The following is a 12,693-nucleotide window of genomic DNA, read 5'->3' as shown; positions in this document are numbered from 1 at the left end:
TTCAGAGCTGCCTGGCCTTGGTCGCAGCAATTCGCTTTTCGAACCATGCGCGAGCCAGCAGCGACGCATAGATCGCATTGGTGCGGAGATAGCGCATCGCCAGCCGTCGCGGCTCCAGGCAGAGCCTGAACAGCCATTCCATTCCGATCTTCTGCACCGCGCGTGGTGCGCGCGGGAGCCGGCCCGACACGACGTCGAACGCGCCGCCGACGCCCATCGCAACGGGAACGGTGAGGCGCTCCCAATTGTCCCGCAGGAATATCTCCTTCTTCGGCGAGCTGATACCGATGAAAAGGAACGCCGCGCCTGAGGCATTGATCGCATCGACCACGGCGGCCTCTTCGTGCTCCTCGAAATAGCCGTCGCGCAAACCCGCAATCAGGAGCGAGGGCCATCGCTGGCGCAGCCGCTGCGCCGCCGCGGTGACGACCTCCGGCCGCGCACCAAGGAGGTAGATCGATAGACCGAGCCTGGATGCCTGCGCACAGGCATCCAGCATCAGATCGATCCCCGCATAGCGCTCGCCGTTGAAGCCGAGGGCGGCGAGACCGAGCGCGATCCCCTTGCCGTCGACGTGAACGAGTTCGGCATCGCGGAGCGCCTGAGACAGATCCGGATCGCGGCGCGCGTCCGCGAGCTTGGCGACATTCAATCCCTCGATCCGCATGCGCCGGCCTTGTCCCTGTCCGGCCGACTCGGCGCGACACAGCAGTTCCGCGCTGTCGAGCAGATCGACCGGACAGCCGAGAAACCAAACCCTCTCGTTTAGCGACGCGTCAGGCTCTGCAGCGACCGCCGGCACGATCCCGGACTGGCCGGGTCGACGGTGCACTCCGTAGAGCTCGATGATGAGTGACGTCCGGCGCTCCCATGTGAAGCACTCCCTGGCCCGCTCGGTCACGTCGGAAAGCATGCGTCGCTCCGCGATGTCGTTCACCATCGCGGCCAATGCTTCGACATCTCCCAACGGATAGAGCCCCTCGGTCCAGCCTGCGGCGGCAAGAATCGCCCGATTGGCCGGAATGTCGCTGGCGACCACATTGCAGCCCATCAGCAGCATCTCGATCAGGACCGTCGGGCCGCCTTCGGCCGCAGATGGCAGCACAAAACAATTTGCACCTGCCGCCATCGCGGCGACCTCCGCGTCGGGCACAAAGCCGTGGAACCGAACACGCGCCGCGACACCTGCATGCGCGGCCAGCTTCCGAAGACGATCGCGATCGGGCCCCCGGCCGACGATATGCAGCACCGCCCGCTTCAGCGTCTCCCGGGACAGCGCCAGGATGGCATCGTCGAGACGCTTCACCCGATCGAGCCGCCCGACATACAGCAGGGATGGATCGCCCTCCAGGCGCTGCGGCGGCGCCGCCCGCGACAAGACCGCCGTGTCCAGCACGCAGTTCGGCAGAATGACCGGCGAACTTGCGGCCAGCCCACGGCTCCGCAACTCGTCGATCCAGAACCGCGCAAGCAGAACGACCGCGTGGCTTCCGGTAAGCAGGCGGCGTTCGACGGTGCGGTCCCACAGCCGTTTTGCGGCTTGCTTCAGCGCGCCGTCGTCATCGTAATAGCAGTGCGGCGTATAGACGAGGCGCTTTCCTCGCAGCCGCGCCATCGCCGCCGCAGCTCCGGCGATGGGATTGCGAGAGCCGTGAACATGGACGATATCGGCCCAGCCCACATGATGCCAAAGGCCGCCAAGAGCATCGGACTTCACCTCATAATCCGGCTCTGTCTCCGGAACGAACGCCCCCGGCGCAACGACCCGAACGTCGAAACCAAGCTTTGCGGCGGTGGTGGCCAAGCCGTGAATGTGCCGCGCCACGCCGCCTCCGCCTTGATGCGGAGCGAAGTCGCGATGGACGTGCAGCAGACGGCGGCCTCTCATGCCACCGCCTCGGCACCTGCATCCAAGCGCTCCTGCGCGCGCGACAGCAAGCGCATCGCGCCGCCGGTCAGCAACCAGAGCGAAGCCGACCCTGATACCGACAGCATATGATCGGATGTGACCAGCGTCGTCGCGAACCCGATCATCAACCAGAACGTCGCCAGGGCGAAATGCGCCTGGTGCTCGCGATCGGCCCGCCACAAGCGGACCAGACAGACGGCATAGAAGATCAGCAAGGCGAGTGCGGCCGCCGCTCCGCTTTGGTAGGCGATCGAGAAGATTGCGCCTTCCCCGCCTCCAACACTGATGGCTGAAGCCTGTGCGGCAACCGGCCCCTGCCTGCCGATGCCATAGCCCAAAACAGGGATATGAAAAAAACCGTCGATATTGCGCTGGAAGGCGGCCCAGTGTCCCGGGCTCGATCCATCGGTCTGATTGATCGTTGCGTCCACGACGTCTCGTGTCGCAAGGCCAATGACCAGCACCACGGCCGCGGCCACGATCAACCTCGCCAGCGGATGGCGCCTCGAGGCGCGATTCGTCATGAGATAACCAATCAGGGCGACCGTTCCGGCGAGCATCGCGCCACGGGTGCCGGACATCCAGACGCCAGCGCACAGTCCGAGGAGGATCAGGAGGAAGATCGCTATGCGCGAAGCCGAGAGCCGAGCCGGCGCCGCGGCGACGACCAAAACCCCGGCAACGGCGAGGACCATGCCTTGCGCCAGCGGCGCCGCGAGAAGCCCGGCGGCCCTGCGCGTCTGATCGAGATCGATGAAGAAATTATAAGGCAGGCCGGTATCCGGTTCGCCTCCATAGACCATCCCCTTCACGTCGGCCATGTAAGCGGGAAACTGCATCGTCTGCGTCCAGAACTCGGTGTGATCGATGTCCCATGCCCCGAAAACGGCGCTGAGGCAGGCAATGATCACGAGACAGGCAACCAGGGCATGGATGTCCGCGGGATCCCGGACGCAGTAATAGCCGACGAGAAAGAACAGGATCGGAATCAGAAGCGTGCCGAGCGATCCGACCAGAACGCCGAGTGGAACGCCCCCCTTGGCGCTCATCGCCAATGAAAGGAGAATCAGCAGACCGTAGATCAGAAACGGCAGCAGCAGCGAGCGCGCGATCCGCACCGTCGCCAGGCACAGACATGCGGCGAGAACCACGGTCATGTCGCGGACCAGACGGGCCCAGCCCACCTCCGGCAAGGCTCCGCCCTGATAGGCCCATGCCGCGACGAAATCCCCGAGATGAATCCACACGACAACAACCAGAAGGTAAGCCCGTCTCACGCTCACGCGGTGACCTCCGGCAGCCAGTCGTCACCGTAAGCGAAGGTGCCGTCAAGCCAGGCTTGCTGGGTCCTCAGCAGCGAGGCCCGCTCGGCCGGATCGGCGAGCAATCGCTCGATCAGGTCGCAGAGTTGATTCGGATTGTCGGCCACCACCGCAGGACGGCCCACCGAGAGGGCTGCGTGTGAGGCAGTGACCGGCCAGTTCATCCCGATCACCAGATGCCCCTGTTGAGCCGCCTTGATGAGCGCGGTGGAGCAAAAGCCCACCAGAATCGAGGACGGCCCGGATTCAGCGTCAAACTCGCGATGCGGCGGCGGTCGGCACAGACCGGCGAGCCGTGTCCCCGCAAAGGGATGACCGAGCCTCACCTCCTCCGGATGCAACAAGATCGCAAGCTGGCCGCGTCCGGACATGCGGTCCGCCAGACGTTCGGCCAGTTCGAGGAAATCGCGCGCCAGCGAGCGGCCGAAGACAGGCGTATGGGTCTGCGAGACCAGCGCAACCGCGGAAGACATCACCGCGCCTGATCGCATGGCCGGCGACGGGAACGTACCGAAGCTGATCGCATCGGGCGAGGTGCCCTGAGACACATAGGCCGCGCGGCTGCGGTCGCCCCAAACGACTTGGCGCGGGGCACGCGTCGGAAAGAACTCGTCCGTCGGCAGCCCGTGCTGGATGCAAACGCCCTGCCACCGGCCCGCCCCTGCAGTCAGTGCCGCGACGCAGAACAGCTCGAAGTCGTTGTGCAGAACCAGCACGCCGCCTGGACCAGCCAAGGCCCGCGACCAGGCCCCCTGCCAAAGCCGCAGCCGAAACAGACAACAGCGGACCACGAATGCGCGCTGGTCGGGACGAGTGAAGGATATCCGGAACGCCCGACAGGCATGGAGCCACGCTCTAGGCAGCGGGCGCCGCAGGCCGGAAGCTCCCACGACGACATCGCGAAGCCGTGGATGGACCATCATCCTGTAGTCGATCCCACGCCGTTGGAGATCGTCCATGAAGGGGTGCAGTGCGTCGAGACCGCTGGACCCTGATCGGCTGGCGATCACGACAATGGGCGCGGACACGGACGCCCGCGCCGCGAGAGTCAGGCACAGGATGGCATCGCGGAGAGCAGCCACCATCGCTCGCGCGGCCGGCCATAGTCGCGATGGCCGCTCCCACGTAAAGAAGATCTCGTGGCGGGCGCCGGTGGCTTCCTCGCCATAGCGATCCCGAAGCTCGTCGACGAAGTCGGCAAAGCGCATCTTTCAAGTCCAGCCGATACGGCGCAGCTGCCGCCACTGCCGAAAGCGCTGCAGTTCTCCGACCAGCCCGGGACCGAACATGGCCAGCGCAAGATGCTTTGCGGTGCGTCGCCAGTGCCGCACCGGCGATGCCCGCCAATCGACCGCATCGAGCAGCGCATCGACCGCCGCGACCTCCTCCGGCAGCGCGGCAAGCGCGCGCGGAGCAACGGCGGCAGTCGATGGCTTTTCAACTTCGAGCCAGATGTTCTCCGTAAGAATTCCGCCATCGGGATGGGGACCCGCTTGCACGATCCGAAAGCCCGCCGCGCCGGCCAGCCGTGACAATGTCGGGACCGTGAAATAGCTGAGATGAGCGGGATGGAAGTAACTCGGGGAGAGCAATCCCTGCATGAGGTCCGGCACTTCCACGAAGGCCCGTCCTCCGACTTTCAGCGCGGCGTGGATTTCCCTGAGGGACGCAAGCGGATCGGCCAGATGTTCCACCACGTGGAACGCGACGACGACATCGATGCTGCCCCTGGACGTAGCTTCAATGCTGCGCACGAAATCCACGTTCGCACTTCCCAGCAGTCGCCCCCGGTTGGCGACGTCGGGCTCGATGGCGGAAAGCCGGACTCCCTGCAAAGTCGCCGCGGCTCCGAGGAAGGCACCAAAGCCGGAACCGATTTCGAGCAGATGAGCCCCGGTCGGCAGATGCGGCTCAATTCTCGCAAGCCGAATATCGGCAACCGGCCGATCCCCACGCCAGGCGAAGAAACGTTGTTCGCTGCGCCAAATCGTCTCGGATGGAAACAGCCGTCTGTAATGCTCGCGATAGAACAGGTCGAGACTCTCGGGGGTGAAGTCGGGCGCCAGGTAGACGGCTGCGCAGATGCCGCAGCGGCGCAGCGTCTGGCCGCCACCGACGTACGATTCGCGGCTGACGGTTCGCTGCAGGTCGATCCCTCCGCACGACCGGCACCGGCCGGTATCCATCGCCAGTTCGAGCCGCACGGGGGAGACCAGACGCGATGACGCGCAACGGAAGATCTCAGACATAGACGCTTCGATACCAAAGGGCGACCGACACGGCCAGCCAGAACGTCGTGTGCAGATCGCCGGAGGCCACCTCGCGCCGCAGCCTTGCGATATCGAGATAGGCACCGATACTCTCCGGGATGTCATCAAGCATGTCGCGTATCGGCATGCGGGAGACCAGGAACTGCTCGGCGTGGCCGAAGCCCGTGGTCTTGTTGTGCCACACCACGCGGTCAGGAAGATCGTCCGCAAAGGCCTGCCTCAACAGGACCTTGCCTTGCGTACCCATCAGCTGCTGGACCGGCGTCACCAGCGCACGCTCGACGAGGCGGTAGTCGAGAAAGGGCGAGCGCACTTCTACGCCGAACCGCATCGAATTCCGGTCGGTCATGCGAAGAATTTGGGGAAGACTGGTCGTCAATACGTCGCGACGAAGCCTCTCCCGGATGCCGGAACGCATGTCGTCCTGGAGCGCGGCGAGCCGCCCCCGTGATGCGGCCCATAGTGCGTCCGAGATCAGGCTGACGCTCGGGCGACGCCGCCGCAGGACCTTCGCCAGCGCGGGCAGAGGCAGATCCCAGGCCAACCTGTTGGCAACGAGCGAGGATCCGACGTGGCTCCGAGCCATCAGGCGCAGCGCGGTCGGCAATCGCCCGGCCCGCAGCGCCTCGCGAACGGCAAAGGCCTGATAGCGCGACGGATAACCAGCGAAGGCCTCGTCCGATCCTTCGCCGGAAATCACCACCTTATATCCAGCTTCGCGTACCGCCCGGTACGTGCGGTAGCTGGCCAAGATCGATGGTGTGCTGAATGGCTCTTCCTGGACCCGGACGAGATCGTCAAGCTCATCGGTCTCCGGAAGCGCCCGAACCTTGCGGACACGATGTCGGCCTGCCGCTCCCAGCTCGCGCATCAACTCGGCCGCTGAAGCCGTCTCATCGAAGCGCGCGAACTCTTCGTCAACATAGCCATACGTGAATGCACCGGCGAAGGCGACGCGCGGCCGGCCATCGCAGGCGAGCCCGGTCGCCGTCAGAACCGAGCTATCGAGTCCGCCCGAGAGCAGCGTCACGGTCGGAACGTCGGAGCGAAGCCGCAACGCCGTCGCGTCGCAAACCAACTCACGCACATCCTTCGCCTCGAGCGACGGCGCCTCGCCCGCACCCGGCCAGCGGTGATATGACCAGGCCGTGGTCGCGCCGTCCTGCGCGATGCGCCACACCTGCCCCGGCGTCACGGCATCAATCTCCTGGAAGAACGTCCGAGACGTATGCTCCGACCGGCCGAGCGTCATGAAATCGAAGATGGCGTCCGGGTTCGGCTCGGGATACCCGCGTCGCATAGCTGCGATAGCCCGGATCTCGCTTGCCAGCATCAAGCCGTCTCCGGTCCGATGGATATAGAGCGGCTTCACGCCAAGCCTGTCGCGGCAGACGATCATGTCGCCGGAGGCGCGCTCCCAGATTGCCAGCGCCCACATGCCATTGCAGCGCGCGAACAGCTCGCGGCCCCAGACGCGCCACCCGGCGAGAATGACTTCCGTGTCGCCGTTGCCACGGAAGCAATGGCCCTTCGCCTCCAATTGCTCGCGGAGCTCGAGGAAATTGTAGATCTCGCCGTTGAAGACGATGACGTTGCCGGTCTCGGGGCAGATCATGGGCTGTGCCGCCGCCTGGCTGAGGTCGAGGATCGACAGCCGGCGATGTCCGAAGACCGTCACGGCATCTCTGTCACAGGCGTGCAGGCCTTCGCCATCCGGGCCGCGATGCGCGATCGCATCCAGCCCACGCCTGGCAACGATCATCGGTGCTTCGCGGTGGTGGCCGCGGACTGCGATCAAGCCGCACATCGGTTACCCCGCATCGCAGGGAACGGATGCTTCAGTCTGCGGTCCGGCATCACGACGAAGGCTCCGCCACGATCGCCGACCGGCGGCGAAGCAACGGTCGATCGCAAGCCATGGCAATCACGACACCGACGAGCAGCAACGTGCTGCCGAGCCATGCCAGCTGATTCATGACACCAAGTGCCGCAAACAGCAGTGAACCGCAAAGGGCCCAACCCGACGCTTCCGGCATGATCCCGCAGCTTCTGAAGCAAGCCGCCGCTATCCCGGCCACGCCGATTACACGCGCCCAGAGTACACCATCGGCGGATGATTGAATCGCCGCCAGGAGCTGCAACGCGGAGCTGACGGCAATACCGGTGAGGATGATGCTCGTCAATTGCCTCTCGAGGTGCCGCCCGATCAGCTCCGTCGCCAGCACACTGCCCACGAATGAAATGCATCCGGCCATCAGCGATGGCATCAGCAGGCTTGGATGAAATGCGACGCCGCCATCGGCACGCGCCATCATGGCGAGCCACAGCAGCTGAAATGCCACGGCGACGCCTATCGATATCAGCGCGAGCAGGCGACACGACCACGCGAGGCCCTCTCGCGTGCCCACATGCGGCAACAGCAGCCTGTTGACTTGCAGGAGGACACCGGAGGCACCATTGATGGCATGCCCGAGCAGCAGCATCGCCGGCAGGAAATCCGGCGCGAGCCTCGCGACGAGGAAGGGCGTCAGGCGATCATGCAGCGCGCCGGTCACGCCCATCAGCGACAGCCTCAAGGCTGCGGCAAACATCGCGCTGCCGGCACCGAAGGCCGGAAGCAGCAGACGTGCCCGCCCGCCAAGACACAGCGCCACGACGGGCTGGACCAGAAAGCCGGCACTGACGATCAGACCCGCGCGGGCCGCCGAGCCATCGGCACCGTCGACGGCCCACCAGGCAAGAAGCGCGGCGGGCCAAGGCATCTGCTGTACGATCAGTGACGGAATGCGCCGTCCTTCCGCCAGCAGCACTGACGCGAGGCTGGCGAGGCCAATGAGGCCCGCCGGGACAGTCGCTGCGAGATAGTCGAACCCCTCGCCGCTTCGCCCGTACAGGACGCTCCAGCCGGCGAGAGTGACCGCGAAAAGCGCAACCGTCACCATGAGTCTGTGACCCAGCGCGAGCCGCCATTGCCGTTCCCAGTTCGTCGAGCCGGGCCTCTCGCGCAGAAACAGCGTGCCGTAGCCGAGATCACCGACGAAGGTGACAAGCAGGAAAACGAGGTGCGAGAGCCCAATCCGGCCGTAGCCCTCTGCTCCGAAATGTCGCAGCAGAAGCAGTTGGAACAATAAATTGCAGCACTGGCCTACCGCGTAGATCGCGGCGCAACCGGCAAACTCGCCCGCGCCCCGCAGGGGCGGCAGAAAAACCGGCCGGCGCCCGGCAAGCCTGAGCCGTTCCGCCAGGGACCTCGCCGAGACATCTGACTTGGACGCATGCATCGCATTATAATCCAGCTGTATATTCAAGCCTTTGAACAGACGCATCAAGAAGCAAAATTCGGGCGTATTGCAGCGGCGCATCCTGCCCGCTGACAGAATTCTGCGAACGGGCTGCCTTGCTTGTATCGCGTCCGGCCTTGCCCTATGAACTAACCTTGCGCAAGCGCACTTTCCTGCATGCGGCTTCGTGGAAACGCGGAAAATGTGGCTTTCGACCTTCCTTGGAAGGTTCTTTCGATTTGCGGCTCGTGATGTGGCGTTGATGACCAGGAGATTGCAAAGGCTGGTTGTCGCCGGGAAGGCTGCTGCTGCGGAAACATCCTGCCGCAAAAGCTGTAGGCTGGAGATACGCGCCACGGCGCGAGTTCCTCGAACCTCCGCGGCATGACCCTCGTGACGATCTCGCCCTCCCAACGCGCTGCGTTCGATCTGGTGCTGTCATGCGCACGCGCGCCAAATCGCCCGACGACCGCGCAAGCCGTCGAACAGTCCGCGCGCCGTGTCGAGGACTGGGATCAGGTGCTGCGCGTGGTCCGTCGCCACCGCATTGCCGGCCTGGCGCACCAGGCCCTGGCTGCGAGCGCGGCGCCCATTCCCGATGCCGTGCGCGAGACTCTCGCCCGCCAGGCGGGCGCGATCGCCCGGGCTGGCCTGATGCTGGCGAATGAATCGATCAAGCTGGACGCAGCGTTCCGCGCCGCCGATATCGAGGTCGGCTTTCTCAAAGGACCGGTTCTCTCGATGCAGCTGTACGGCGACATCGGAACACGCCACAGCCGCGACCTCGATTTGTTTGTCGATCCCGCAGACCTCGTCGGTGCGACCCGCGTCCTGCAGCGCCTCGGCTACCACGCGGCGGGCGGCATGGCCGTGGACGGCGTCAGCGACTGGGTTCAGCGCCTCAATCAGTGGGAATTCCGACATGACGAGAAAGGAACGCTGATCGAACTCCATTGGCGGCTTTGCCCCAATGCCGAACTGGCCGGCCCGCTCGCCGCTGCGCTCGTGTGGACGGATGCCGACATCGGCGGCGGTCGAACCATTCGCACGCTGCGTGCCGAACCGCTGGCCGCCTATCTCTGCCTGCATGGCGGGCTTCACGCCTGGAGCCGCCTGAAATGGCTGGCGGACATCGACGTCCTGTTGAGCGCCGACCCGGGCGCGCCGCAGCGCCTGCTCGCATTGGCAGACCATGTCGGCCTGCAGCGACCGGTCGGACAGGCGTTCTGGCTGGCGTCGGAATTGCTGGGTATGCCGCTCGACGCTGTCACGCGGGACGCTCTCGCCAATGACCGTGCGGTGCGCAGGCTCAGCGAGGTTGCGCTCGATACGATCATGACCGGCGGCGGCGCAACCGAACTGGAAGAGACTGCACTTGGGACGACGCGGGTCCGACTGTCCCATTTCTCGCTCGGCCGCGGCTGGCGCCATTGGCGGACGCAGGCCCTCCTCGCGCTCGCGAGCGGCGAAGATCTCAAATTGATCCGGCTGCCCAAACATCTGGCCTTCGTCTATGCCGTGTTGCGGCCGGTGTTCTGGGCCATTCGCAAGGGGACGGCGCCCAGGGGTGGAGGCGCCCGGCCGGCCGCACGTCGAGACGAGCGAGCTGTCCGGTGAAGGTCATTCTCTCTGTCGATGCGATTCGGCAACCGCTGACCGGCGTCGGTCGCTACACGCTCGAGCTTGCCCGCCATCTCGCAGCCATTCCCGAAATCGACATCACCTTCCTGCAAGGCGACGCTCTTCTCGACACACTTCCCGTAGCGGCGTCGGGCCATCCGCTTGTCCCTGTACTACGGGACATGCTCTCCGGATTCAGCCTGCCCACTTCGATCTATCGCCGCTATCAGGGATACCGCCGAACGCGCGCCTTGCGAGGTGAAAACGACGCGCTGCTGCACGGAACCAACTACTACTTGCCTGCCTTTGCCGGGCGGAGCATCGTCACGATCCACGACGTCTCCGTGTTCACGAGCCCGCAATATCATCGGCCGGATCGGGTCCGCTACATGCACAAGGAAGTCGCCCTGTCCCTGCAACGCGCCGAACTCGTCATCACGGTCTCACAGTTCTCGAAAGCCGAGATTACACGCGTCCTGGGGGTCGATGCCGATCGCATCAGGGTGATCCCACTCGGCATCGGCCGGGATTTCCATCCCCGTGAACCAGCCGAGGTCGCCGAAGAGCTGACCGCGTTCGCCCTGCAGCCCGACAACTACTGCCTCTATGTCGGTACCATCGAGCCACGCAAAAACTTGTGGACGCTGCTGGACGCTTTCGAGCAACTGCCTGCACAGCGGCGCCTGCGATATCCGCTGGTCCTCGCCGGCTATCGCGGCTGGGAGAGCGCGGAGCTGCATGCGCGCATTGCAAAGGCGATGCGCGAGGAATGGCTGACCTATCTCGGCTACGTCCCGGAACGGCAGCTTCCGGCGCTGATCGCTGGGGCACGCTTGTTCGTCTATCCGTCGCTCTACGAGGGCTTCGGCCTGCCACCGCTCGAGGCCATGGCCTCCGGCGTTCCCGTGGTCTGCTCGGACGCCGCAGCGCTCATGGAAGCGGTTGGCGATGTCGCGCAGACCGCCCCGGCGCACGACGCCGACGCGCTTGCACGCGCGATTGAACGCGGGCTCGACGACGAGCCTTGGCGTTCCCAGGCGAAAGTGAGCGGCCCGGCCCGTGCAGCCGGATTCCGCTGGGACCGTTGCGCGCAAAGGACGTGCGCGGTGTATCGGGAGCTGGCCGCATGATGACGGCGCGCCTGCCGTGAAGGTCCTGCATTTCTACAAGACCAGTCTCCCCGACACGATCGGAGGTGTCCAGCTCTGCATCGACCAGCTCGCGACAGGCCTCGCTCGTCGCGGTGTCGACGTCGACCTGCTGGCGCTGTCGACAAAACCCGGCGAGCTAAAGCCGCTGGATCGAAACGGTTATCGCATTCACCGGGTCCGCCAGAGCTTCGAGATTGCCTCCACCGGATTCTCGGTGGCCGCCGCGCACCGGTTTCTGCATTTGATGCAAGACGCCGACATCGTGCACTTCCACTATCCGTGGCCTTTCATGGATGTGATCCATTTGCTGCTTTCGCAGGGCAAGCCGAGCGTCGTCACTTATCACTCCGACATCATCCGTCAAAAGCACCTGTTCAAGATCTACAGGCCGCTCGCCGACCGCTTCCTCCGGGAGGTCGATCGCATCGTCGCAACCTCGCCGGATTATCTGCAGACCAGCGCGGTGCTGAAGAGTTATGCGGACAAGGTTCGCGTGATTCCAATCGGAATCGATCCGCAATCCTATCCCTCCCCCAAGCCGCAAGCCGTGCAATCGTGGCGGGAGCGGCTTGGTGAGGGCTTCTTCCTCTTCATCGGCGTGCTCAGATATTACAAGGGCCTCGAGTTCCTGATCGAGGCGGCGAAGCTGACCGGACTTCCGACCGTGATCTTGGGAACCGGGCCGATGGAGCGTCGCCTGCGGCAGCAAGCTCAAGGCGGAACTCCCATCGTCTTTCTCGGTAGTCTGTCCGAAGAGGACAAGGCGGCCGTCCTGTCGCTCTGCGGCGCGCTGGTGCTTCCCTCTCACCTGCGCGCCGAAGCGTTTGGCGTCGCGTTGCTCGAAGGCGGGTTGCACGCGAAGCCCTTGATAACGACGGCGATCGGCACCGGCACGAGCCACATCAACCTCGCCGAAATCACCGGCCTCGTCGTGCCACCTGCCGACTCGCAGGCTCTCGCCGCCGCCATGCGGCGCCTCAAGGACGATCCGCCCCTTGCGGCGGAGATGGGCAAACGTGCTCATGAACGTTGCCGCACGCTGTTCGGAGCGGAGTCGATGGCTGACGCCTATATCGATCTGTACCGCGACGTGCTCGCCGACCGGGCCAAGCAATGATCCAAACCATGATCGACGACGGG

General features: G+C 64.9%; 9 protein-coding genes. 3 read left to right on the top strand and 6 right to left on the bottom strand.

What is annotated here, in order from left to right:
• Position 1: 1 nt before the first annotated feature.
• The 6 genes from C7G42_RS35355 to C7G42_RS19825 are packed head-to-tail and all read right to left on the bottom strand — an operon-like array spanning position 2 to position 8,830.
• Entirely contained in the window at positions 2-1,888 is a 1,887-nt protein-coding gene (locus C7G42_RS35355) for a WecB/TagA/CpsF family glycosyltransferase (protein WP_199581013.1), read from the bottom strand.
• Positions 1,885-3,192 (bottom strand): O-antigen ligase family protein, encoded by a 1,308-nt coding sequence (locus tag C7G42_RS19845; RefSeq protein WP_147250266.1) that lies wholly within the window; start codon positions 3,190-3,192, stop codon positions 1,885-1,887. The genes C7G42_RS35355 and C7G42_RS19845 overlap by 4 nt, the downstream gene beginning before the upstream one ends.
• Positions 3,189-4,439 carry a hypothetical protein gene (locus C7G42_RS34830; protein WP_147250265.1) on the bottom strand — a complete coding sequence of 417 codons (1,251 nt, stop codon included), beginning with the start codon at positions 4,437-4,439 and terminating at the stop codon, positions 3,189-3,191. Before C7G42_RS34830 ends, C7G42_RS19845 begins: the two co-directional genes overlap by 4 nt.
• Before the next feature lie 3 nt (positions 4,440-4,442).
• On the bottom strand, positions 4,443-5,480 hold the full coding sequence (locus tag C7G42_RS19835; protein ID WP_199581012.1) for a class I SAM-dependent methyltransferase: 1,038 nt from the start codon (positions 5,478-5,480) through the stop codon (positions 4,443-4,445).
• Positions 5,473-7,308, bottom strand: coding sequence for an asparagine synthase (glutamine-hydrolyzing) (asnB, locus tag C7G42_RS19830; protein ID WP_106950648.1), 1,836 nt, complete (start codon positions 7,306-7,308; stop codon positions 5,473-5,475). The genes C7G42_RS19835 and asnB overlap by 8 nt, the downstream gene beginning before the upstream one ends.
• Before the next feature lie 49 nt (positions 7,309-7,357).
• Entirely contained in the window at positions 7,358-8,830 is a 1,473-nt protein-coding gene (locus C7G42_RS19825) for a hypothetical protein (RefSeq protein WP_147250264.1), read from the bottom strand.
• A gap of 336 nt (positions 8,831-9,166) precedes the next feature.
• On the opposite strand from C7G42_RS19825, the gene C7G42_RS19820 reads away from it, so the two are divergent.
• From C7G42_RS19820 to C7G42_RS19810, 3 genes are read left to right on the top strand one after another with little or no spacing between them, the layout of a single operon-like run.
• Entirely contained in the window at positions 9,167-10,399 is a 1,233-nt protein-coding gene (locus C7G42_RS19820; protein ID WP_106950646.1) for a nucleotidyltransferase domain-containing protein, read from the top strand.
• On the top strand, positions 10,396-11,532 hold the full coding sequence (locus C7G42_RS19815; protein WP_106950645.1) for a glycosyltransferase family 4 protein: 1,137 nt from the start codon (positions 10,396-10,398) through the stop codon (positions 11,530-11,532). The genes C7G42_RS19820 and C7G42_RS19815 overlap by 4 nt, the downstream gene beginning before the upstream one ends.
• A gap of 16 nt (positions 11,533-11,548) precedes the next feature.
• Positions 11,549-12,670: a glycosyltransferase gene (locus tag C7G42_RS19810; protein WP_106950644.1), complete on the top strand. Its 1,122-nt coding sequence runs from the start codon at positions 11,549-11,551 to the stop codon at positions 12,668-12,670.
• Positions 12,671-12,693 lie beyond the last annotated feature (23 nt).

The organism is Bradyrhizobium sp. MOS003, from assembly GCF_003020125.1.
Classification (GTDB): Bacteria; Pseudomonadota; Alphaproteobacteria; order Rhizobiales; family Xanthobacteraceae; genus Bradyrhizobium.
This window is presented reverse-complemented; position numbering and strand designations above follow the sequence as displayed.